Source organism: Aureimonas psammosilenae (assembly GCF_009176975.1).
GTDB classification, from domain to species: Bacteria; Pseudomonadota; Alphaproteobacteria; order Rhizobiales; family Rhizobiaceae; genus Plantimonas; species Plantimonas psammosilenae.
Genome location: NZ_WEZG01000013.1, coordinates 1 through 19,585, shown reverse-complemented (window position 1 = coordinate 19,585; position 19,585 = coordinate 1). Strand labels below are relative to the sequence as shown.

The following is a 19,585-nucleotide window of genomic DNA, read 5'->3' as shown; positions in this document are numbered from 1 at the left end:
GAACCCGACTGAGGGGCTCTGCGGTTCGAACAAGGAGCGTTGAGGCGATATAAGCGAAGCCTCGCGCGATGTCTCCCCGCCCTTCGTGCGCTCGGTCGCTCCGCTCAGGGCTCACCGCGCTCGCGGCGCAGGCGCGACCAGTGATCGAGACGCTTGGCGAGCGTCGCTTCCAGACCGCGCGGCGTCGGATCGTAGAATTGCTGCCGTCCCATCTCGGAAGGGAAGTAGTTCTGCCCCGAGAAGGCGTCGGGTTCGTCGTGATCGTAGCGATAGCCCGTGCCGTAGCCTTCGCCCTTCATCAGCTTCGTCGGCGCGTTGAGGATGTGCTTGGGCGGCAGCAGAGAGCCGTTTTCCTTCGCGGCCCGCATGGCAGCCTTGTAGGCGGTGTAGAGGGCGTTCGATTTCGGCGCGGTCGCCAGATAAACGGTGGCCTGCGCCAGGGCCAGTTCGCCTTCCGGCGAGCCGAGGTAATCAAAGGCGTCCTTGGCGGCGCTGGCGATCACCAGAGCCTGCGGATCAGCGAGCCCGATATCCTCCGATGCCATTCGAACGAGCCGGCGGCCGAGATAAAGCGGGTCCTCGCCGGCATCCAACATGCGGCAGAGGTAGTAGAGCGCTGCGTCCGGATCGGAGCCGCGCACGGATTTGTGCAGCGCCGAGATCAAGTTGTAGTGCCCGTCCTGCGACTTGTCGTAGACCGGCGCCCGCCTCTGCACGACGCTCCGCAGCCCTTCCGCATCGAAGGTTTCCCCAGGCCGGGCGGCGCGCCAGACTTCTTCGGCGAGCGTCAGGATCGCGCGGCCGTCGCCATCCGCCATTCGGATCAGAAGATCGCGCGCTTCGCCGTCGAGCGGCAGAGCACGGTTTTCGGCGGCCTCCGCCCGCTCCAACAGGCGACCGAGGCTCGCCTCGCCATGCGCATGAAAAGTCAGCACGCGTGCGCGGGACAGGAGCGCGGCATTCAGTTCGAAGGACGGGTTTTCGGTCGTGGCGCCGACGAGAACCACCGTGCCGTCTTCCATGACAGGCAGAAACGAGTCCTGCTGCGCGCGATTGAAGCGATGGATCTCGTCCACGAACAGAAGCGTCTGTCGCCCCTTCTGCATTCGCAGACGCGCCGTCTCGAAGACCTTCTTCAAGTCCGCCACGCCGGAAAAAATCGCGGAAATCTGTTCGAAGGCGAGATCGACTTGGCTCGCGAGAAGGCGCGCGACCGTGGTCTTGCCCGTGCCGGGCGGCCCCCAGAAGATCATCGAGCCGAGCGAGCGCGATTCGAGCATCCGCGTTAGCGCGCCCGAAGGTCCGGTCAGATGCTCCTGCCCGACCACGTCCGGCAGACCCGTCGGCCGGAGCCGGTCGGCCAGGGGACGGGTCGCCGAAAGCTTCTTGCCTTCGGAGGCGGGCGGTTCGGGAGCGGGGCCGAAAAGGTCGGACATCGGGGTTCGATCAGCGAACGACCTGCGACAAACGCCGCCCGTCGCGTTCGATCTCGAACCGCCAGCCGCGTTTCGCGTTTGCCGCCATCTTCTCCAACGCGGCAGAGGATTCCACGTCGTCGCCGTTGAGGGTGAGGACGATGTCCTTCGGCTGAAGACCGAAACGGGCCGCGAAGGAGCCGGGACGAACGTCCGTCACCACGACGCCGGACATTTCCTCGGGGATGTCCAGTTCATCGGCGAGTTTCGGCGACAGGTTGGCGATGCTGGCACCGGCAAAGGGCGTCTCGCCCTTCAGGGTCCGGCGATCAGCCGCCGGCATTTCCGGCGCGCCGGCCAGCGACATCCGCAGCGTTTCGCGCTTGTTTCCCGACAGAACGGAAAGGGTCGCGTCCTTGCCGATCCCGGCGGTCGCGAGGCGGTAGCCCAATGTGTCGGGATCGCCGATCTCGAAATTGTCCATGGCGAGAACGACGTCGCCGGGTTTCAACCCCGCCGAAGCAGCCGGCGCACCTTCCCGCACATCCTGGACCAGCGCGCCGCGCGGCCGGTCGAGCCCGAGCGCTTCGGCGACATCGCGCGTCACCGGCACGAAGGTCGCCCCGATGAAAGGCCGCTCGAACCGTCCGCCCTTTCGGGCAGAGTCCACGAACGCCCGAACCATGTTGGAGGGAATGGCGAAGCCGATGCCGTTCGAACCGCCGGAGCGCGAAAAGATCGCCGTGTTCACGCCGATGAGTTGCCCATGGGTATCGATCAAGGCGCCGCCGGAATTGCCGGGATTGATCGCCGCGTCCGTCTGGATAAAGAAGCCGAAATCGTTGGTCCCGATATGGGTTCGCGCCAGTGCCGAGACGATGCCGTTCGTCACCGTCTGGCCGATGCCGAACGGATTGCCGATAGCCAGAACCAGATCGCCGATCTCGAGCCGATCGGAGTCCGCGATGCCGAGAACGGGAAACGCCTTCTCGTCCTCGATCTTGAGCACAGCCAGATCGATACGCTCGTCCTTGGAAAGGATTTTTGCGTCGAACTCACGCCCATCGGCAAGAGCCACCCGAACCTCGTCGGCATCGGCGACAACGTGGTTGTTGGTGACGATCAATCCGCTGGGGTCCACGATCACACCGGAACCGAGAGAGGACTGGACCCGCGGCGACTGGCGTTGCATCTGGCGGCCGAAAAACTGTTCGAAGAACGGGTCGCCCATGAACGGGGATCGCTGCTGCGGTAGCGTCTTAGCCGCATAGACATTTACCACCGCCGGCGCGCTCGTCTTCACCAGCGGCGCGAAGGACATCTTCATCTGCGTGGCGCTGACTGGCACCTGAGCCCCGCCCTGCGCTTCGGCGGTTCCTGGGACGACGGGCACGGGTGCTTGCGCCAAAGCACTCTGCGAAGCTTGCAGAACGATGGCACAGACGGTTGCGGCGAGACGAGAATGCTTCCTCAAGCGACGATCCTTTCGCATGGCCGACGATCCGAAGACCGGTTCGGCTCATGAACCGTCAAGCCATCCATTTGCAACGAAAAAGGGGCCGCGAAGCAGCCCCTTGCATCAACGATATGGAAATCGACCGTCTTAGTTGACGGTCGTGCTCGCCTCGATCTGATCGCGCGGCAGCTCGGCCGTCGCGTAGCTGGCCGTCAACACGCCGAAAGCGCAGACGGCTGCAAGAAGAGTCAAGAGGGTACGACGCATCGTAGGAGCACTCGGCTGGAGTTGGGTTTCCATATCGTGCATGGAAGTCATTTAATCCGCGTAAACTGCGATCCTTCGACGCGACGGCGTCTCGCATTCGCCATCATAATGCCCTGAACGAACTTCGGTTTCTTCGCAGCGCAAAAAAAGCCGTTGGCCCGTTCAGCCAAGCCCCTATGCCATGCGTGAACCTTGCCGCCTATCGCAGCAGGGCAACACCCTTCCGAGCATCGGATTTATGCTTCGGCATCTGCCGATCGTTAAACGAGACCGCGCTGAAACAAGCTTTCCGCGGTGGCGCGGATAGCCTCTTTAGAACACCGAAACGAAAGGCCGAGAAGCGAGCGGGCGGGTTCCACGTCCAGGTGTTTAATTCGTCCAAGTTCAGGAACGATCTGCCGGGCGCGGGTCGAAAAACGCCCGGCGACGCGAACCGCAAAGTCCGGCAGGCACCCTTTCGGCAACTTGCCTCGGACGGTCGGAACAGCTTCACCGGCCACGCGCGCGGCTTCGACAAGCGTGACGTTCCCTCCGTCAACGATGAAGCGGCGGCCGGCAGCTTCCGGATGCGTCATCGCACGAATATGCGCCTCGGCGACATCGCGAACGTCCACAACGCCGATGCCGATCCGCGGTACGAAAGGCAGGTGGCCCCGCATCATCATTCGAAGGATATCGACCGATGTCCCATGTTCGTTGTCGAGAAGCGGCCCGAGAACGACGGATGGGTTGACCGTCGCCAGTTGCAGCCCGTTCGAGGCGGCAAACTCCCACGCCGCACGCTCCGCAAGTGTCTTCGACACGGCATAGGACCCGATCGAAGCGCTACCGACATCCGAAAAGTCCGCTTCGCCGAAAAGCGTATCCCGCCGCGCTTCGTGGCCGTAGTAAACGGCGGCGACGGACGAGGTGACGACCACGCGCTCCGCTCCGGTTCGCGCGGCAGCGAAAAGCACCCTCAGGGTCCCGCTTCGAGCAACGTCGACGAGGCCGAACTTATCGACCGGGGCCCGCCGAGGAAACGGGGACGCCACGTGCAGAACATAGCGGCAGCCCGCCGCCGCCTGTTCCCAACCTTCATCCTGAAGAAGATCGGCCTTCACCGTATCGATCCGGCTGACATCGGCTCCCGCCTGCCGGAAGGCCTTCAGCATGTGTTCGCGCTTGCTGGCGAACCGAACCGTTCCGCGAACCCGGAAACCGGCATCGAGAAGCGCCATGACGATATGCTTCGCGATAAAGCCGGACATTCCCGTGACGAGAACGAGATCACCGTTCGCCAAGCCGTTCACTCCAAACTCATACGCGGTTCGAGCCGTGGGCTCGCGAGGTCATACAAAAGAAAAAGGGGCCGAATGGCCCCTCTCCCAACTATCGATCTTAGCCGTTTCAGGCTTCGGCGTTCTCGGCGCCTTCGGCTTCGAAGCGCTCGCGATCACCCTTGCCCCGCGCGTCGACGTCACGCTCGACGAACTCGATGACCGCCATCGGGGCGTTGTCGCCGCGACGGAAACCGGCCTTAAGCACGCGCGTATAACCGCCGTTGCGCTCCGCATAGCGCGGACCAAGCACATCGAAGAGCTTGGTGACGACGCTCGGGTCGCGAACCTGGCTGATGGCCTGACGGCGGGCATGCAGGTCACCGCGCTTGCCGAGCGTGATCATCTTTTCGATGATCGGGCGAAGGTCCTTCGCCTTCGGGAGCGTGGTGACGATCTGCTCGTGCTCGATGAGCGAAGCAACCATGTTGGCGAACATGGCCTTGCGGTGGCTGGCGGTACGGTTCAGCTTCCGGCCGCGATTGGCGTGACGCATGATGATTTCCTCAAAGCGAGCCGGTTTTCCGGCGGTCGGCATCCTCGCTAACCCGTCTGGGACGGGTGCATGTGCCTTTGGATGATTGACGGAGAAAAGGCCCGCCGCCGATGATCGGCGATGGGCGGTCGTGGTATTGGATCAGTACTGATCCTCGAAGCGCTTGGCCAGGTCGTCGATATTCTCCGGCGGCCAGGACGGCACTTCCATGCCAAGGTGAAGGCCCATCGAGGCGAGCACTTCCTTGATCTCATTGAGAGACTTGCGTCCGAAGTTCGGAGTGCGCAGCATTTCCGCCTCCGTCTTCTGGATCAGGTCGCCGATATAAACGATGTTGTCGTTCTTCAGGCAGTTGGCCGAGCGAACCGAAAGCTCCAGTTCGTCCACCTTCTTCAGAAGAGCCGGGTTGAACGCCAGTTCGGCGATCTGCTCATCCGCCGCCCCGACGCCACGGCTTTCGCGCTGCGGCTCCTCGAAGTTGACGAACACGGAAAGCTGATCCTGCAGGATGCGGGCCGCGTAAGCCACCGCGTCCTCACCACTGATGGAGCCGTCGGTGACGATCTCCATGGTCAGCTTGTCTTTGTTGAGGTCCTGACCCTCGCGCGTATTCTCGACGCGATACGAAACCTTCTTCACCGGCGAAAACAGTGAGTCGACGGGAATGAGCCCGATCGGCGCGTCTTCGGCGCGGTTCTGGTCCGCCGGGCGGTAACCCTTGCCCGTGTTGACCGTCAGTTCCATGCGGATTTCCGCGCCCTCGTCGAGGGTGCAGATCTCATGATCCGGGTTCAGGATCTCGATATCGCCGACCGTCTGAATGTCACCCGCCGTCACGACGCCCGGTCCCGACTTGCGCACGACCATGCGCTTCGGTCCCTCGGACTGCATCTTGATGGCGATTTCCTTGACGTTCAGGACGATGTCCGTCACGTCCTCGCGCACGCCAGGGATAGACGAGAATTCGTGCAGAACGCCGTCGATCTGGATCGCTGTCACGGCCGCCCCCTGCAGCGACGAAAGAAGAACACGGCGAAGCGCGTTGCCGAGCGTCAGGCCGAAGCCGCGCTCCAAAGGCTCCGCGACAAGCGACGCCTTGGTGCGATTGCTGCCGGTCTTGAAAACGACCTGATCCGGCTTGGTCAGGTTCTGCCAATTGCTTGAGATCATCACGATCTGCCTTTCAGTTCCTCGCCACCATCCAATCGTGGCGATAGGTCTGAGACGGAAGGCATGGAAGGCCTCCGGTACCAACGCACTAACCCGCCCGGGGACGGAAGTCCCCAGACGGGTGTAGAATGTCTGTCGTGCTTAAACGCGGCGACGCTTGCGCGGACGCACGCCGTTATGCGGGATCGGGGTCACGTCACGGATCGAGGTGATCGTGAAGCCCGCCGCCTGAAGCGCGCGAAGCGCGGATTCGCGACCCGAACCGGGGCCCGACACTTCGACTTCCAACGTCCGCATACCGTGTTCCTGCGCCTTGCGGGCGCAATCCTCGGCCGCGATCTGCGCGGCGAACGGTGTCGACTTGCGCGAGCCCTTGAAGCCCTGCTGGCCAGCCGACGACCACGAGATCGCGTTGCCCTGGGCATCGGTGATCGTGATCAGCGTGTTGTTGAAGGTCGACTGCACGTGAGCCACGCCGGTCGAGATGTTCTTGCGCTCGCGGCGGCGAACGCGCTGCTCCTTGGCCATTCCCTATTTCCTTTTCGATATCGACACCGCCGTAATCCCAGCGGCTCCACCCGGAGGCATCCGATCGGATGCCGTCCGATATTACTTCTTCTTGCCCGCGATCGCCTTCGCCGGACCCTTGCGGGTGCGAGCGTTGGTGTGCGTACGCTGACCGCGAACCGGCAAGCCACGACGGTGACGAAGCCCGCGATAGCAGCCGAGATCCATCAGACGCTTGATGTTCATCGACGTCTCGCGGCGAAGATCGCCCTCGACCTGATAGTCGCGGTCGATGATCTCACGGATCTGCAGAACTTCGGCGTCCGTCAGATCGTTGACGCGACGTTCCGGCGCCAGCTTGACCTTCTCGCAGATGTCCTGCGCGTAGTACTTGCCGATGCCGTGAATGTACTGAAGCGCGATGACGACGCGCTTGTTGCTCGGAATATTGACGCCTGCGATACGGGCCAAAGACCGTACTCCTTGAGAGCTGGGCGATACGCCCGGATGTTGATGAATGTCTACGCTGAACCAGCACGGAACGGCAGAGGCGCGTTCTATCAGCCAGATCCGATCGTGACGGATTCGCTTATGGATCGCGATATAGTTCGGCTAGGCCCGGAAAGTCAACCGAAGTAGCCGCGACCGGCCATTGTCAAGGGTTCCCGGATGAAGACCGAGGCGCAACTACGGAACTGATGTCCGCGAAGACCTCGTCGATGGGTTTCATTCCATCCACGAACTGGAGGATGCCTTTGCAGTAGTAGTAACCGACAAGCGGCGCAGTTTCCTTGTAATAGGCCTTCAACCGCGTCCGCATGGTTTCGGCGTTGTCGTCCGGACGGCGGGTAAAGTCGGAATGCCCGCACTTGTCACATACCCCTTCGACCTTCGGGCGGTGGTCCTGATCGTTGTAGCTCGCCCCGCAATGGGCACAACTGAAGCGGCCCGCGACGCGGCGGACGAGTTCGTCGTCCTCGACCCGCATCTCGATCACATGATCGAGTTCGAGACCCTTACCCTTCAGCATCGTCTCCGTCGCATCGGCCTGCGCCAGCGTCCGAGGAAAACCGTCGAGAATAAACCCTTCGGCGCAGTCCGGCTGTTCGATCCGCTCCGCGACGATCTGGATGACCACATCGTCGGAAACGAGCTTGCCGGATGACATGATCTCCTTGGCGCGCAGTCCGATCTCAGACTGAGCAGCGACGGCGGCGCGAAGCATGTCACCTGTAGAAAGCTGCGGTATTCCGAAGCATTCGATCAGCTTCTTGGCTTGGGTCCCCTTACCCGCGCCCGGAGGGCCCAGCAGAATGAGTCTCATTTCGCTCCCCGTCTTCCCCCTCTGAGCTTGGCCTTGCGGACAAGCCCTTCATACTGATGCGCGAGCAGATGCCCCTGCACCTGGGCGACCGTGTCCATGGTCACGCTCACGACGATCAGCAGCGACGTTCCGCCAAGATAGAACGGAACACCCAGCGCCGAAATGAGGAATTCAGGCAAGAGACAGATAATGATCAGATAGATCGCACCGATCACGGTGATGCGCGTCAGCACGTAGTCGATATGCTCGGCGGTGCGCTCGCCCGGACGAATGCCCGGAATGAAGCCGCCGTGCTTCTTGAGGTTATCGGCCGTGTCTTTCGGATTGAAGACGACCGCCGTGTAGAAGAACGCGAAGAAGCCGATCATCGCCGCGTAGAGGATCATGTAGAGCGGCTGACCATGCCCGAGCGAGGCGATGATGCCCGTCGCCCAGCCCGGCAGATTCGCGGTGTTCCCGAAGTTGGCGATCGTTACCGGGAGGAGAAGCAGCGACGAGGCGAAGATCGGCGGGATGACACCTGCCGTGTTCAGCTTCAACGGCAAGTGCGACGTGTCCCCCTGGAACATGCGATTGCCGACCTGCCGCTTCGGATACTGGATCAGAAGACGGCGCTGCGCGCGCTCGAAGAACACGATGAACGCGATGCAGGCGATCGCCGTCACGATCACGACCAGAATGACGGCCGTCGAAAGGGCCCCAGTGCGGCCGAGATCGAGAAGATGCGCCACTGCCGTCGGCAAGTTCGCGACAATGCCAGCGAAAATGATCAGCGAGATACCGTTACCGATGCCGCGCGCCGTGATCTGCTCGCCGAGCCACATCAGGAACATGGTCCCGCCGGTCAACGTCACGACCGTCGACAAACGAAAGAAGAGGCCCGGATCGGTGACGATATTCTGCGAAGTCTCGAGCCCGACCGCGATGAAGTACGCCTGGACGATCGCCAGGAGAACCGTACCGTAACGAGTGTACTGGTTGATGACCTTCCGGCCCTGCTCGCCCTCCTTCTTCAAGGACTCGAGCGAAGGCAGCACCGACGTCATCAACTGGATGATGATGGAGGCCGAGATGTACGGCATGATGCCGAGCGCGAAGATCGCCATGCGACCGACGGCACCACCGGCAAACATATTGAAAAGCCCGAGAATGCCGGTCGACTGCTGCTGGAAAGCGCGCGCCAGGGCTTCGGGGTTGATACCGGGCATCGGGATGTAAGTGCCGAGCCGATAAACCAAGAGCGCACCCAGGGTAAACCAGATGCGCTTCTTGAGGTCGGTCGCCTTCGAGAAGGCGCCGAAATTCAGATTTGCGGCGAGTTGTTCCGCGGCCGATGCCATCTCGCGATTCTCCGGGTAGCCACCAAGGGGTTCGCGTTCCGCGCCATTACCCGCTCGGCGAAGCCCGAGAGATATGCGGTCCGGGGAACCCGGGCAAGCGGAGGCCTGAACGGCCTCCGCGAATGTTCTTGTTAGGCCTCGGCCGGCGCAGGCGCAGCCGGAAGCGTCAGCGAACCGCCAACCTTCTCGACCTTTTCCACCGCCGACTTGGACGCGCCGTCGGCAACGATCGTCACCTTCGACGTCAGCTCGCCGTCGCCCAAAAGGCGCACGCCATCCTTGGCGCGACGAAGAACGCCGGCAGCCTTCAGGGCAGCGACGTCGATCGTCGCCGAGGCGTCGAGCTTGCCGGCATCGATCGCCTGCTGAAGGCGGCCGACGGAAACGATGTTGAAGTCCTTCGCGAAGATGTTCACGAAGCCGCGCTTGGGCAAACGGCGGTAAAGCGGCATCTGACCGCCCTCGAAGCCGTTGATCGCCACGCCGGAGCGCGACTTCTGGCCCTTCACGCCGCGACCGGCGGTCTTGCCGGAGCCCGACCCGATACCGCGACCCAGACGCTTACGCTTCTGCGTGGCGCCCGGAAGATCGGAGATCTCGTTCAGTTTCATCGAAATTCCTCCAGCCTCAAGCCTCGTCCACGATACGGACGAGGTGGCTGACCTTGGCGATCGCACCACGAATGGAAGGCGTGTCTTCCAGTTCGCGGCGGCGATGCAGCTTGTTCAGCCCGAGACCGATCAGCGTTGCGCGCTGGGTGCCCGGACGGCGGATGGGGCTGCCGATCTGTTCAACGACGATCGTCTTGCCCGCGGCATTGGTGTCTGCCATCGCTTCGACTCCTTTCGCGAACCGAATTATTCTTCAACGCCGCCAAGGCCGCTACGGCGGGCCTGGAGCGTCGAATACTTCACGCCGCGGCGGGCAGCGACATCCTTGGGATGCATCGAGTTCTTCAAAGCGTCGAAAGTCGCGCGAACCATGTTGTACGGGTTCGAGGAACCCATCGACTTGGCGACGACATCGTGCATTCCGACCGCCTCGAAAACGGCGCGCATCGGACCACCGGCGATGATGCCCGTACCCGCTTCGGCCGAGCGCAGAAACACCTTGCCCGCGCCGTGACGGCCGGCAACGTCGTGATGAAGCGTCCGAGCTTCGCGCAGCGGCACGAAGATCAAGTCGCGCTTGGCGGCTTCCGTCGCCTTGCGGATGGCTTCCGGCACTTCGCGCGCCTTGCCATGGCCGAAACCGACGCGACCCTTAAGATCGCCGACGACGACGAGAGCGGCGAAACCGAAGCGACGGCCGCCCTTCACCACCTTGGCGACGCGATTGATGTGAACGAGCTTATCGACGAAGCCGTCGTCGCGCTCGCGATCGTTACGATCCTGACGATCGTTTCTAGGCGCCATGATCCTATCCTTATTCTTTTCCGGAAGGCGCTACGGGATGGACCGCTTTGGATTTCGCGGTCCGGCTCAAGGCCGAAGCCGAAGATCTGTTCGATCTCCGGCTTCGGCCATATCTCAGGTGACGTTGAAAGAGAAGAAGCCTTCTCGACTTCGTCAGCGGATCAGAAGTTCAAACCGCCTTCGCGAGCGCCCTCGGCCACGGCCTTGACGCGGCCATGGTAGATGAAAGAGCCGCGGTCGAACACCACATCGGTCACGCCAGCCTGCTTGGCGCGTTCGGCGACGAGCTTACCGACGGCAGATGCAGCCTCGGTGTCGGCGCCGGTCTTGAGACCCGCCTTCAACCCTGCGTCGAGCGTCGAGGCCGCCGCGAGCGTCACGCCCTGCACATCATCGATGATCTGGGCATAGATGTTCTTGGAAGAACGGTGAACCGAAAGACGGGGGCGACCGTTCGCCACCGCCTTCAGGGAGCGGCGCACACGAGCGGCGCGCCGGCGGATATTTTCCTTTTGCGTAGCCATCGTGGGACCTTACTTCTTCTTGCCTTCCTTGCGGACGATGCGCTCACCCGCGTACTTCACGCCCTTGCCCTTATAGGGCTCGGGACCGCGATACTCGCGAATTTCCGCAGCGACCTGACCGACCTTCTGCTTATCGATGCCGGTCACGACGATCTCGACGGGACGCGGAACGGCCACCGTGATGCCTTCCGGCACCTGGTAGACGACTTCATGGCTATAGCCGAGCGAAAGCTGCAGGTTCTTGCCCTGCATCGCCGCACGATAACCAACGCCCGAAATCTCGAGACGCCGCTCGAAACCCGTCTTCACGCCGGTGAAGATGTTCGAGATCATGGTGCGGGACATGCCCCACTTGGCCCGGGAGCCCTTGGATTCGTCGCGCGGGGAAACGGCCACGGAGCCGTCTTCCATCTTGACCAGAACCTCGTCGTTGACGACGAAGCTCAATTCGCCCTTGGCGCCCTTCGCCCTCACCGTCTGGCCATCCAGAGATACGGTGACGCCGTCCGGGATCGCTACGGGTTTCTTGCCGATACGGGACATTGAAACAACCTATCCTTCGTCGTGAACGGGTCCGCCAGCGTCAAACGACGCGGCAGAGGACCTCGCCCCCGACATTCTGCTCACGCGCGCTGTGGTCGGCCATCACGCCCTTCGGTGTCGAAAGAACAGAGATGCCGAGGCCATTGGCGACGTGCGGGATCGTCTTCGCAGAAACGTAGACGCGGCGACCAGGCTTGGAAACGCGAGCGATTTCGCGGATCACCGAGGAGCCCTCGTAGTATTTGAGCTCGATCTCGAACTCGGACTTGCCGTTCTCGAAAGCCGTTTCCGTGTAGCCACGGATGTAGCCTTCGTCCTTCAGCACGTCGAGCACGCGGCCACGCAGCTTGGAGGCGGGGGTCAGAACCGACGACTTCTTACGCTCGACCGCATTGCGGATGCGCGTCAGCATATCGCCCAGAGGATCAGAAAGGGACATGGGACCTACCTCTTACCAGCTCGACTTCACGACGCCGGGGATCTGGCCACTGTTGCCCAGTTCCCGGAGCGCGATACGCGACATCTTCAGCTTGCGGTAATAGGCACGCGGACGTCCCGTGACTTCGCAACGGTTGCGGATGCGGGTCTTGGCCGAATTGCGCGGCAGCCCGGAAAGCTGCAACTGCGCGCGGAAGCGCTCCTCGATGGGTGCCTCCTGGTTCATGATCGTCGCCTTCAGCGCCGTGCGCTTGGCGTCGTATTGCTTCGCCAGCTTTTCGCGGCGCTTGTTCTTTTCGATCGAGCTCTTCTTCGCCATCTCAGGCTCCTCTTCTCGCGGCCGTTACTGGCGGAAAGGGAAGTTCAGCGCCTTGAGCAGGGCGCGGGCTTCCTCATCGGTCTTCGCCGTCGTACACACGATGATGTCCATGCCCCAGATCTGATCGACCTTGTCGTAGTTGATCTCCGGGAACACGATATGCTCCTTCAAGCCCATGGCGTAGTTGCCACGACCATCGAAGCTCTTCGGGTTCAGGCCGCGGAAGTCCCGGACGCGCGGCAGCGCGACCTGGATCAACCGGTCCAGGAACTCATACATCCGATCCTTGCGAAGGGTGACCTTCGTGCCGATCGGCATTCCTTCGCGGACCTTGAAGCCCGCGATCGAGGTGCGAGCCCGCGTGATGACCGGCTTCTGACCGGCGATGCGCGCGAGATCCTCGGCGGCGACGGAAGGCTTCTTGGAGTCGCCCGTCGCTTCACCAACGCCCATGTTGATGACGATCTTGTCCAGCTTGGGCACCATCATCTCATTGGCGTAGCTGAACTGCTGCAGAAGATCGGCGCGGATGCTGTCCTTGTAGACCTGCTTCAAACGCGGGGTGTATTGAACCTCAGGCATCGATCTGCTCTCCGGAACGCTTCGCGAAGCGCACCTTGCGCGCCTTATCGCCCTCACCCACCACCTTGAAGCCTACGCGAGTCGGCTTGCCGTCCTTCGGATCGGCAACCGACAGGTTGGAAAGGTGAATCGAAGCTTCCTTCGTCACGATTCCGGCTTCCTGGTTCGCGGTCTGGCGCTGATGGCGCTTCACCAAGTTCACGCCGCGGACGACCGCACGGTCCTCCTTCGGCATCACCTGCAACACTTCACCGGTCTGGCCTTTGTCCTTACCGGTGGTGACGACGACTTTGTCGCCCTTCTTGATCTTCTGCATGGTCGCGGTTCCTCAGAGCACTTCCGGCGCCAGCGAGATGATCTTCATGTGGTTCCGGGCGCGGAGTTCGCGCGGAACCGGTCCGAAGATACGCGTGCCGATCGGCTCTTTCTTGTTATCGATAAGGACGGCCGCATTCGTATCGAAGCGGATCACGGAGCCGTCTGGCCGCCGGATATCCTTGGCGGTGCGTACGACGACCGCCTTCATCACATCGCCCTTCTTGACACGGCCGCGCGGAATCGCTTCCTTGATCGACACGACGATCACGTCGCCGACGGAGGCATATTTCCGCTTCGAGCCGCCAAGCACTTTAATGCACATGACCCGACGTGCGCCGGAATTATCCGCCACGTCGAGGTTTGTTTGCATCTGAATCATGTCAGGCCGCCTTCGAACTGCGAGGCAGGACCCCGCGATATGCGGACGCCCTGCCGTTCCAAACTTTGTTGGCCGGCGCCCGATGCGCCACGCCTATATATCGATTCCGGCGGGTTATCCACCCCGCCGAACGTGTTTAGGCCGTTGCCGTCTCGCTTTCGACGACGATCCAGGTCTTGTCCTTCGAAATCGGCTTCGATTCCTGGATGAAGACCTGATCGCCGACCTTCTTCGAGTTGGTCTCGTCGTGCGCCTTGTACTTCTTCGAACGCCGAACCGTCTTCTTGAAGAGCGGGTGGGTGAAGCGACGCTCGACCAGAACCACGATGGTCTTGTCGTTCTTATCGGAAACGACGGTCCCCTGCAGAATGCGCTTGGGCATCTCGCCTATCCTTACTTCGCAGCCGACTTCTGGCCGGCGATCGTCTTGATGCGCGCGATGTGGCGGCGAACCTGCCGGACGCGAGCGGTGTTCTCGATCTGACCGGTCGCGCCCTGAAAGCGCAGGTTGAACTGCTCCTTCTTGAGCTTCGACAGCTCGTCGTTGAGCTGATCTTCGGTCAGGTTCTTCAGGTCGGCGGCGTTCACGTCGGCCTCCTTACTCAGGGATACGCGCGATGAAGCGCGTCTTGATCGGAAGCTTGGCGGCGCCGAGACGAAGCGCCTCGCGGGCGACATCTTCCGGCACGCCGTCGAGCTCGAACATGATACGACCCGGATGAACGCGGGCCGCCCAATATTCGATCGCGCCCTTACCCTTGCCCATGCGGACTTCGGTCGGCTTCGCGGTCACCGGCAGATCCGGGAAAATCCGAATCCAGACCCGGCCCTGGCGCTTCATCTGGCGGGTGATCGCGCGGCGGGCCGCCTCGATCTGCCGTGCGGTGACCCGCTCCGGCTCCATCGCCTTCAGGCCGAACGAACCGTAGTCGAGGTTCGTCCCACCCTTCGCTGCGCCGTGAATGCGTCCCTTGAACGCCTTACGGAACTTGGTGCGTTTTGGCTGCAACATTTCAAATCACTCCAACCGCTCAGGCGTGCTCGCGCTCGCGGCGGCGGCCGGCTGCCGGCGCTTCGCCCTCGACCGCGCGGCGCTCGGACGCCATCGGGTCATGCTCGAGGATCTCGCCCTTGAAGATCCAGACCTTGACGCCACAAACGCCGTAGGCGGTGTGGGCTTCGGCCGTGCCGTAGTCAATGTCCGCGCGAAGCGTATGAAGCGGAACGCGACCTTCGCGGTACCATTCCATGCGGGCGATTTCAGCGCCGCCGAGACGACCCGCACAATTGATGCGGATGCCTTCGGCTCCAAGACGCATCGCGGACTGCACCGCACGCTTCATGGCGCGACGGAAGGCGATACGACGCTCAAGCTGCTGCGCGATCGACTGCGCCACCAACGTCGAGTCGGTTTCCGGCTTGCGGACCTCGACGATGTTGATGTGCGTTTCCGCCTTGGTCATCGACCCGAGGCGCTTGCGCAGCTTCTCGATGTCGGCGCCTTTCTTGCCGATCACGATGCCCGGACGCGCCGAGTGGATCGTGATGCGGCACTTCTTGTGCGGACGCTCGATGACGATCTTGGATACGGCTGCCTGCTTGAGTTCCTCGAGGAGGAACTTGCGGATCGCCAGATCCTCGTGGAGCAACTGGCCGTATTCACCCGTGCTGGCAAACCAGCGGGAGTCCCAGGTGCGATTAATGCCGAGCCGGAAACCGGTCGGATTGATTTTCTGACCCATCAGGCGGCCTCCTCTTGGGCCTGGACCTCGCGCACGACGATCGTCAGGTGCGAGAACGGCTTCTCAATGCGGCTGGCCCGGCCACGACCGCGAGCGTGGAAACGCTTCATCACGATCGACTTGCCGACGAAGGCCTCCGCGACGACGAGAGAGTCGACATCGAGGTCATGATTGTTCTCGGCATTGGCGACGGCGCTCTGAAGCGTCTTCAAGACCGTTTCCGAGATACGCTTACGGGAGAAGGTCAGATCGGCGATCGCCGTTTCGACCTTCTTGCCACGGATCAACGCCGCGACGAGGTTCAGCTTCTGCGGGCTGACGCGGATCGTGCGAGCGACCGCGCGTGCCTCGTTGTCCTTGAGCTGGCGCTCCAGCTTCGGCTTGCCCATCGTTACTTCCTCTTCGCCTTCTTGTCGGCGCCGTGACCGTAGTAGGTACGGGTCGGGGCGAACTCGCCGAACTTGTGGCCGATCATCTCCTCGTTGACGGAGACGGGAACGTGCTTGTTGCCGTTATAAACGCCGAAGGTCAAACCGACGAACTGCGGCAGGATCGTGGAGCGGCGGCTCCAGATCTTGATCACCTCGTTGCGGCCGCCTTCGCGAACCTTCTCGGTCTTCTTGAGAAGGTAGCCATCGACGAACGGGCCCTTCCAGACTGAACGGGTCATGAAAAGATCCCTTCCTTACGACTTACGCTGATGGCGCGAGCGGGCGATGAACTTGTCCGTGGACTTGTTCGAGCGCGTCCGCTTGCCCTTGGTCGGCTGACCCCACGGCGAAACCGGGTGACGACCACCCGATGTACGACCTTCACCACCACCGTGCGGGTGGTCGACCGGGTTCATCGCGACGCCGCGAACGTGCGGACGCTTGCCGAGCCAACGGGCGCGACCGGCCTTGCCGAGATTGATGTTGCCGTGATCGGCGTTCGACACCGCACCGACAGTCGCAAAGCACGAACCGGACACGAGACGCTGCTCGCCCGAGTTCAGGCGAAGGATCGCCATGCCCGCGTCGCGGCCGACCAACTGGGCGTAGGTGCCGGCGGAACGAGCGATCTGCCCGCCTTTGCCCGGCTTCATCTCAACATTGTGGATGATGGTGCCAACCGGCATCGCCGAAAGCGGCATCGCGTTGCCGGGCTTCACGTCGACGCCCGAGGTGCCGGCGATGACCTTGTCGCCAGCCGCGAGGCGCTGCGGCGCCAGAATGTAGGCCAGTTCGCCGTCCTCATATTTGATGAGGGCGATGAACGCCGTACGGTTCGGATCGTATTCGAGACGCTCGACGGTGCCGGCGATATCGAACTTGCGACGCTTGAAGTCGATGATCCGGTAGGACCGCTTGTGACCACCGCCCTGGAAGCGAACGGTGATGCGGCCGAGGTTGTTGCGTCCGCCCTTGGAGGTGAGCCCTTCGGTCAACTGCTTGACCGGCTTGCCCTTCCAAAGACCGGAACGATCGACGATGACCAACTGGCGTTGGCCGGGCGTCGTGGGGTTGAAGTTCTTCAGTGCCATGACTTGTTTCCTCGCGCCCTGCCCTTACAGACCCGTCGACACGTCGATCGAGTCGCCGTCGGCGAGCGTGACAATGGCCCTCTTCTGATCGCTCTGCCGACCGACGCGGCCGCGGAAGCGCTTGACCTTGCCCTTGCGGATGAGCGTGTTGACGGCGGTCACCTTGACGCCGAACAAGGACTCGATGGCCGCCTTGATCTGAGGCTTGGTCGCCTTGAGAGCGACGTTGAAGACGACTTGGTTATACTCGGACACCATGGTCGACTTTTCCGTGATCACCGGCGAGGTGATCACGTCGTAATGGCGGAGGTCGCTCATTTGAACCGCTCCTCAAGGGCTTCAACCGCAGCCTTCGAGAGAACCAGGGTCTGGCGGCGCAGGATGTCGTAGACGTTGATGCCCTGAACCGGCAGAACGTCGATATTAGCGAGATTGCGAGCCGAGCGGGAGAAGCCCGCGTCGACCTGGGCGCCGCCGATCAGCAGCGCGTTGGACAGGCCGAGATCGGCGAAGGTCTTGGCGACCGCCTTCGTCTTGGCTTCAGCCGCCACGAGATCGTCGATCACGATCAGACCGCCGGCCTTCGCCTTGGCCGAGAGCGCGTGACGAAGGGCAAGGGCCCGAACCTTCTTCGGCAGATCGTGAGCATGGCTGCGGGACTGCGGGCCATGCGCCTTACCACCACCGCGGAACTGCGGAGCGCGGGCCGAACCGTGACGAGCACGACCGGTCCCCTTCTGCTTGTAGAGCTTGGCACCGGTGCGCGCGATCTCCGCGCGGCCGAGCGACTGGTGCGTCCCCTGCTGGCGCTTCGCGAGCTGCCAACGGACCATGCGCTGCAGAATGTCTTCGCGGGGCTCGAGGCCGAAGATCTCGTCGGCCAGCGTCAGCGTGCCGGCATCCTTGCCTTCGAGGGTCTTGACGGTAACGTCCATTATTCTGCTCCCTCCGAAGCCTCGGCGGCAGCGCCACCGGTTTGCGCAGCGGCGCGGAGCGCGGCCGGCTTGGGCGCGGCGTCCGGCAGCTTGCTCTTCACTGCATCGCGGATCTCGATCCAGCCGCCTTTGGAGCCCGGAATGGCGCCGCGGATCAGGATAAGCCCCTTGTCGGCGTCCGTGCGCACGACCTCGAGGTTCTGCGTCGTGACGCGAACCTGGCCCATGTGGCCGGCCATCTTCTTGCCCTTGAACACCTTGCCGGGGTCCTGGCGCTGACCGGTCGAACCGTGCGAGCGGTGCGACACCGAGTTACCGTGCGTCGCGCGGCCACCACCGAAGTTGTGGCGCTTCATGACGCCCTGGAAGCCTTTACCGACCGATGTACCCGTCACGTCGACCTTCTGGCCGGGGACGAAGTGCTCGGCGGTGATCTCGGCACCGACGTCGATCATGTTCTCGTTGGACACACGAAACTCGACGAGCTTCGACTTCGGCTCGACGGAAGCCTGAGCGAACACGCCGCGCATCGGCTTCGTGACGTTCTTGACCTTGGCGAAACCGGCGCCGAGCTGGACGGCAGTGTAGCCGTGCTTGTCGTCCGTACGCTGTGCGACGACCTGCAGATTTTCGATCTTCAGGACGGTGACCGGAACATGCTCCCCAGCGTCGTTGTAGACGCGGGTCATGCCGACCTTTTGTGCGATGACACCTGACCGCATTTTCATACTTTCTCCAGAGGAACCTCCGGGGCGATGAAACCCCATCGGTTCATGACGCTCCTTAGAGCTTGATTTCGACGTCGACGCCGGCTGCGAGGTCGAGCTTCATCAGCGCGTCCACGGTCTGCGGGGTCGGGTCGACGATGTCGAGAAGGCGCTTGTGCGTGCGCATCTCGAACTGTTCGCGCGACTTCTTGTCGATGTGGGGCGAACGGTTCACCGTGAATTTCTCGATGCGCGTCGGCAGCGGGATCGGGCCGCGAACATTCGCGCCAGTGCGCTTTGCCGTGGACACGATCTCGCGCGTCGAAGCGTCGAGGACGCGGTGATCAAACGCCTTGAGGCGAATTCGGATATTTTGGCCGTTCATCAGTTTCGTCCTCTCGTCGGGGTCGCCAGCTTGGCGGCGTGGTCCCGAGCGCTTCGGCATTCTTCCGTCTTTTCAACAAGCGCGCCCGAAGGCGCACCCTCTGCCTACGCCACCGGCGAAGGCGAAGCCGCGCGAAGAACCCCGCGCGGCCGTGGCATTGGAATGCAGTCTTACTCGACGATGGAGGAGACGATGCCGGCGCCGACGGTGCGGCCGCCTTCGCGGATGGCGAAGCGCAGCTTTTCTTCCATGGCGATCGGCACGATCAGCTTGACGTCCATCGTCACGTTGTCGCCCGGCATCACCATCTCGGTGCCCTCGGGCAGCGTGACGACGCCCGTCACGTCGGTCGTGCGGAAGTAGAACTGCGGACGGTAGTTGGTGAAGAACGGCGTGTGGCGGCCGCCTTCTTCCTTGGTCAGGATGTAGGCCTCGGCCATGAAGCGCGTGTGCGGCTTCACCGAACCCGGCTTGCACAGAAC

The 19,585-nt window shown here is 62.4% G+C and carries 31 protein-coding genes; all 31 read right to left on the bottom strand.

Translation table 11 applies throughout. The annotated features are described in order from the left end of the window. Positions 1 to 104: 104 nt before the first annotated feature. The gene (locus F9929_RS19080; RefSeq protein ID WP_152048150.1) at positions 105 to 1,436 is read right to left on the bottom strand and encodes a replication-associated recombination protein A; all 1,332 of its coding nucleotides are present in this window, start codon (positions 1,434 to 1,436) and stop codon (positions 105 to 107) included. 10 nt (positions 1,437 to 1,446) lie between these two features. Further along, a complete protein-coding gene (locus tag F9929_RS19075; RefSeq protein ID WP_235919447.1) occupies positions 1,447 to 2,742 on the bottom strand; it encodes a DegQ family serine endoprotease in 1,296 nt (431 codons plus the stop codon). 656 nt (positions 2,743 to 3,398) lie between these two features. After that, entirely contained in the window at positions 3,399 to 4,421 is a 1,023-nt protein-coding gene (locus F9929_RS19070; RefSeq protein WP_235919435.1) for an NAD-dependent epimerase/dehydratase family protein, read from the bottom strand. A gap of 106 nt (positions 4,422 to 4,527) precedes the next feature. Beyond that, on the bottom strand, positions 4,528 to 4,953 hold the full coding sequence (gene rplQ / locus F9929_RS19065) for a 50S ribosomal protein L17 (RefSeq protein WP_152048148.1): 426 nt from the start codon (positions 4,951 to 4,953) through the stop codon (positions 4,528 to 4,530). 141 nt (positions 4,954 to 5,094) lie between these two features. Next, positions 5,095 to 6,123 carry a DNA-directed RNA polymerase subunit alpha gene (locus tag F9929_RS19060; RefSeq protein WP_152048147.1) on the bottom strand — a complete coding sequence of 343 codons (1,029 nt, stop codon included), beginning with the start codon at positions 6,121 to 6,123 and terminating at the stop codon, positions 5,095 to 5,097. A 141-nt stretch (positions 6,124 to 6,264) separates the two neighbouring features. After that, positions 6,265 to 6,651: a 30S ribosomal protein S11 gene (gene rpsK / locus F9929_RS19055; RefSeq protein WP_152048146.1), complete on the bottom strand. Its 387-nt coding sequence runs from the start codon at positions 6,649 to 6,651 to the stop codon at positions 6,265 to 6,267. 81 nt (positions 6,652 to 6,732) lie between these two features. Continuing rightward, positions 6,733 to 7,101 carry a 30S ribosomal protein S13 gene (gene rpsM, locus F9929_RS19050; RefSeq protein WP_152048145.1) on the bottom strand — a complete coding sequence of 123 codons (369 nt, stop codon included), beginning with the start codon at positions 7,099 to 7,101 and terminating at the stop codon, positions 6,733 to 6,735. A gap of 184 nt (positions 7,102 to 7,285) precedes the next feature. Beyond that, positions 7,286 to 7,954: an adenylate kinase gene (locus tag F9929_RS19045; RefSeq protein WP_152048144.1), complete on the bottom strand. Its 669-nt coding sequence runs from the start codon at positions 7,952 to 7,954 to the stop codon at positions 7,286 to 7,288. Continuing rightward, positions 7,951 to 9,294 (bottom strand): preprotein translocase subunit SecY, encoded by a 1,344-nt coding sequence (gene secY / locus F9929_RS19040; protein ID WP_152048143.1) that lies wholly within the window; start codon positions 9,292 to 9,294, stop codon positions 7,951 to 7,953. The genes F9929_RS19045 and secY overlap by 4 nt, the downstream gene beginning before the upstream one ends. Positions 9,295 to 9,425: 131 nt before the next feature. Then, positions 9,426 to 9,905, bottom strand: coding sequence for a 50S ribosomal protein L15 (rplO, locus tag F9929_RS19035; RefSeq protein ID WP_152048142.1), 480 nt, complete (start codon positions 9,903 to 9,905; stop codon positions 9,426 to 9,428). Positions 9,906 to 9,921: 16 nt separating this feature from the next. After that, on the bottom strand, positions 9,922 to 10,125 hold the full coding sequence (rpmD, locus tag F9929_RS19030) for a 50S ribosomal protein L30 (RefSeq protein ID WP_152048141.1): 204 nt from the start codon (positions 10,123 to 10,125) through the stop codon (positions 9,922 to 9,924). Positions 10,126 to 10,151: 26 nt separating this feature from the next. After that, the gene (rpsE, locus tag F9929_RS19025; RefSeq protein ID WP_152048140.1) at positions 10,152 to 10,709 is read right to left on the bottom strand and encodes a 30S ribosomal protein S5; all 558 of its coding nucleotides are present in this window, start codon (positions 10,707 to 10,709) and stop codon (positions 10,152 to 10,154) included. A gap of 161 nt (positions 10,710 to 10,870) precedes the next feature. After that, a complete protein-coding gene (rplR, locus tag F9929_RS19020; protein WP_152048139.1) occupies positions 10,871 to 11,233 on the bottom strand; it encodes a 50S ribosomal protein L18 in 363 nt (120 codons plus the stop codon). Between the two features lie 9 nt (positions 11,234 to 11,242). Then, on the bottom strand, positions 11,243 to 11,776 hold the full coding sequence (gene rplF / locus F9929_RS19015; RefSeq protein ID WP_152048138.1) for a 50S ribosomal protein L6: 534 nt from the start codon (positions 11,774 to 11,776) through the stop codon (positions 11,243 to 11,245). Positions 11,777 to 11,816: 40 nt separating this feature from the next. Beyond that, positions 11,817 to 12,215 carry a 30S ribosomal protein S8 gene (rpsH, locus tag F9929_RS19010; protein WP_152048137.1) on the bottom strand — a complete coding sequence of 133 codons (399 nt, stop codon included), beginning with the start codon at positions 12,213 to 12,215 and terminating at the stop codon, positions 11,817 to 11,819. 12 nt (positions 12,216 to 12,227) lie between these two features. Then, a complete protein-coding gene (rpsN, locus tag F9929_RS19005) occupies positions 12,228 to 12,533 on the bottom strand; it encodes a 30S ribosomal protein S14 (RefSeq protein WP_152048136.1) in 306 nt (101 codons plus the stop codon). Between the two features lie 24 nt (positions 12,534 to 12,557). After that, positions 12,558 to 13,115 carry a 50S ribosomal protein L5 gene (rplE, locus tag F9929_RS19000; RefSeq protein ID WP_152048135.1) on the bottom strand — a complete coding sequence of 186 codons (558 nt, stop codon included), beginning with the start codon at positions 13,113 to 13,115 and terminating at the stop codon, positions 12,558 to 12,560. Continuing rightward, positions 13,108 to 13,431 (bottom strand): 50S ribosomal protein L24, encoded by a 324-nt coding sequence (rplX, locus tag F9929_RS18995; protein WP_152048134.1) that lies wholly within the window; start codon positions 13,429 to 13,431, stop codon positions 13,108 to 13,110. The genes rplE and rplX overlap by 8 nt, the downstream gene beginning before the upstream one ends. Positions 13,432 to 13,443: 12 nt before the next feature. Next, positions 13,444 to 13,812, bottom strand: a complete 369-nt coding sequence (gene rplN, locus F9929_RS18990) for a 50S ribosomal protein L14 (RefSeq protein WP_150972966.1) — start codon at positions 13,810 to 13,812, stop codon at positions 13,444 to 13,446. 136 nt (positions 13,813 to 13,948) lie between these two features. After that, a complete protein-coding gene (gene rpsQ, locus F9929_RS18985) occupies positions 13,949 to 14,194 on the bottom strand; it encodes a 30S ribosomal protein S17 (protein WP_152048133.1) in 246 nt (81 codons plus the stop codon). Positions 14,195 to 14,205: 11 nt separating this feature from the next. Next, positions 14,206 to 14,400, bottom strand: a complete 195-nt coding sequence (gene rpmC / locus F9929_RS18980; protein ID WP_152048132.1) for a 50S ribosomal protein L29 — start codon at positions 14,398 to 14,400, stop codon at positions 14,206 to 14,208. 10 nt (positions 14,401 to 14,410) lie between these two features. Beyond that, positions 14,411 to 14,824: a 50S ribosomal protein L16 gene (rplP, locus tag F9929_RS18975; RefSeq protein WP_152048131.1), complete on the bottom strand. Its 414-nt coding sequence runs from the start codon at positions 14,822 to 14,824 to the stop codon at positions 14,411 to 14,413. A gap of 19 nt (positions 14,825 to 14,843) precedes the next feature. Continuing rightward, on the bottom strand, positions 14,844 to 15,554 hold the full coding sequence (gene rpsC, locus F9929_RS18970) for a 30S ribosomal protein S3 (RefSeq protein WP_152048130.1): 711 nt from the start codon (positions 15,552 to 15,554) through the stop codon (positions 14,844 to 14,846). Next, entirely contained in the window at positions 15,554 to 15,943 is a 390-nt protein-coding gene (rplV, locus tag F9929_RS18965; protein ID WP_152048129.1) for a 50S ribosomal protein L22, read from the bottom strand. The genes rpsC and rplV overlap by 1 nt, the downstream gene beginning before the upstream one ends. A gap of 2 nt (positions 15,944 to 15,945) precedes the next feature. Next, a complete protein-coding gene (gene rpsS / locus F9929_RS18960; RefSeq protein ID WP_152048128.1) occupies positions 15,946 to 16,224 on the bottom strand; it encodes a 30S ribosomal protein S19 in 279 nt (92 codons plus the stop codon). A gap of 15 nt (positions 16,225 to 16,239) precedes the next feature. Then, on the bottom strand, positions 16,240 to 17,076 hold the full coding sequence (gene rplB, locus F9929_RS18955; protein WP_152048127.1) for a 50S ribosomal protein L2: 837 nt from the start codon (positions 17,074 to 17,076) through the stop codon (positions 16,240 to 16,242). Between the two features lie 24 nt (positions 17,077 to 17,100). Then, positions 17,101 to 17,394, bottom strand: a complete 294-nt coding sequence (locus F9929_RS18950; RefSeq protein ID WP_152048126.1) for a 50S ribosomal protein L23 — start codon at positions 17,392 to 17,394, stop codon at positions 17,101 to 17,103. Continuing rightward, on the bottom strand, positions 17,391 to 18,011 hold the full coding sequence (gene rplD / locus F9929_RS18945; RefSeq protein WP_152048125.1) for a 50S ribosomal protein L4: 621 nt from the start codon (positions 18,009 to 18,011) through the stop codon (positions 17,391 to 17,393). Before rplD ends, F9929_RS18950 begins: the two co-directional genes overlap by 4 nt. Beyond that, a complete protein-coding gene (gene rplC, locus F9929_RS18940; protein WP_152048124.1) occupies positions 18,011 to 18,733 on the bottom strand; it encodes a 50S ribosomal protein L3 in 723 nt (240 codons plus the stop codon). The genes rplD and rplC overlap by 1 nt, the downstream gene beginning before the upstream one ends. Before the next feature lie 61 nt (positions 18,734 to 18,794). Then, the gene (gene rpsJ / locus F9929_RS18935) at positions 18,795 to 19,103 is read right to left on the bottom strand and encodes a 30S ribosomal protein S10 (RefSeq protein WP_007066362.1); all 309 of its coding nucleotides are present in this window, start codon (positions 19,101 to 19,103) and stop codon (positions 18,795 to 18,797) included. Between the two features lie 170 nt (positions 19,104 to 19,273). Then, positions 19,274 to 19,585 (bottom strand): EF-Tu C-terminal domain-related protein (locus F9929_RS18930; protein ID WP_456236797.1); only part of this gene is annotated, 312 nt, incomplete at its 5' end.

What these genes read in the sequence shown, in the direction of transcription:
- F9929_RS19080 (WP_152048150.1), bottom strand. Translation starts at nt 1,436, where the DNA reads ATGTCCGACCTTTTCGGCCCCGCTCCCGAACCGCCCGCCTCCGAAGGC.
- F9929_RS19075 (WP_235919447.1), bottom strand. Translation starts at nt 2,742, where the DNA reads ATGAAGATGTCCTTCGCGCCGCTGGTGAAGACGAGCGCGCCGGCGGTG.
- rplQ (WP_152048148.1), bottom strand. Translation starts at nt 4,953, where the DNA reads ATGCGTCACGCCAATCGCGGCCGGAAGCTGAACCGTACCGCCAGCCAC.
- F9929_RS19060 (WP_152048147.1), bottom strand. Translation starts at nt 6,123, where the DNA reads ATGATCTCAAGCAATTGGCAGAACCTGACCAAGCCGGATCAGGTCGTT.
- rpsK (WP_152048146.1), bottom strand. Translation starts at nt 6,651, where the DNA reads ATGGCCAAGGAGCAGCGCGTTCGCCGCCGCGAGCGCAAGAACATCTCG.
- F9929_RS19045 (WP_152048144.1), bottom strand. Translation starts at nt 7,954, where the DNA reads ATGAGACTCATTCTGCTGGGCCCTCCGGGCGCGGGTAAGGGGACCCAA.
- secY (WP_152048143.1), bottom strand. Translation starts at nt 9,294, where the DNA reads ATGGCATCGGCCGCGGAACAACTCGCCGCAAATCTGAATTTCGGCGCC.
- rplO (WP_152048142.1), bottom strand. Translation starts at nt 9,905, where the DNA reads ATGAAACTGAACGAGATCTCCGATCTTCCGGGCGCCACGCAGAAGCGT.
- rpmD (WP_152048141.1), bottom strand. Translation starts at nt 10,125, where the DNA reads ATGGCAGACACCAATGCCGCGGGCAAGACGATCGTCGTTGAACAGATC.
- rpsE (WP_152048140.1), bottom strand. Translation starts at nt 10,709, where the DNA reads ATGGCGCCTAGAAACGATCGTCAGGATCGTAACGATCGCGAGCGCGAC.
- rplR (WP_152048139.1), bottom strand. Translation starts at nt 11,233, where the DNA reads ATGGCTACGCAAAAGGAAAATATCCGCCGGCGCGCCGCTCGTGTGCGC.
- rplF (WP_152048138.1), bottom strand. Translation starts at nt 11,776, where the DNA reads ATGTCCCGTATCGGCAAGAAACCCGTAGCGATCCCGGACGGCGTCACC.
- rpsH (WP_152048137.1), bottom strand. Translation starts at nt 12,215, where the DNA reads ATGTCCCTTTCTGATCCTCTGGGCGATATGCTGACGCGCATCCGCAAT.
- rpsN (WP_152048136.1), bottom strand. Translation starts at nt 12,533, where the DNA reads ATGGCGAAGAAGAGCTCGATCGAAAAGAACAAGCGCCGCGAAAAGCTG.
- rplE (WP_152048135.1), bottom strand. Translation starts at nt 13,115, where the DNA reads ATGCCTGAGGTTCAATACACCCCGCGTTTGAAGCAGGTCTACAAGGAC.
- rplX (WP_152048134.1), bottom strand. Translation starts at nt 13,431, where the DNA reads ATGCAGAAGATCAAGAAGGGCGACAAAGTCGTCGTCACCACCGGTAAG.
- rplN (WP_150972966.1), bottom strand. Translation starts at nt 13,812, where the DNA reads ATGATTCAGATGCAAACAAACCTCGACGTGGCGGATAATTCCGGCGCA.
- rpsQ (WP_152048133.1), bottom strand. Translation starts at nt 14,194, where the DNA reads ATGCCCAAGCGCATTCTGCAGGGGACCGTCGTTTCCGATAAGAACGAC.
- rplP (WP_152048131.1), bottom strand. Translation starts at nt 14,824, where the DNA reads ATGTTGCAGCCAAAACGCACCAAGTTCCGTAAGGCGTTCAAGGGACGC.
- rpsC (WP_152048130.1), bottom strand. Translation starts at nt 15,554, where the DNA reads ATGGGTCAGAAAATCAATCCGACCGGTTTCCGGCTCGGCATTAATCGC.
- rplV (WP_152048129.1), bottom strand. Translation starts at nt 15,943, where the DNA reads ATGGGCAAGCCGAAGCTGGAGCGCCAGCTCAAGGACAACGAGGCACGC.
- rpsS (WP_152048128.1), bottom strand. Translation starts at nt 16,224, where the DNA reads ATGACCCGTTCAGTCTGGAAGGGCCCGTTCGTCGATGGCTACCTTCTC.
- rplB (WP_152048127.1), bottom strand. Translation starts at nt 17,076, where the DNA reads ATGGCACTGAAGAACTTCAACCCCACGACGCCCGGCCAACGCCAGTTG.
- F9929_RS18950 (WP_152048126.1), bottom strand. Translation starts at nt 17,394, where the DNA reads ATGAGCGACCTCCGCCATTACGACGTGATCACCTCGCCGGTGATCACG.
- rplD (WP_152048125.1), bottom strand. Translation starts at nt 18,011, where the DNA reads ATGGACGTTACCGTCAAGACCCTCGAAGGCAAGGATGCCGGCACGCTG.
- rplC (WP_152048124.1), bottom strand. Translation starts at nt 18,733, where the DNA reads ATGCGGTCAGGTGTCATCGCACAAAAGGTCGGCATGACCCGCGTCTAC.
- rpsJ (WP_007066362.1), bottom strand. Translation starts at nt 19,103, where the DNA reads ATGAACGGCCAAAATATCCGAATTCGCCTCAAGGCGTTTGATCACCGC.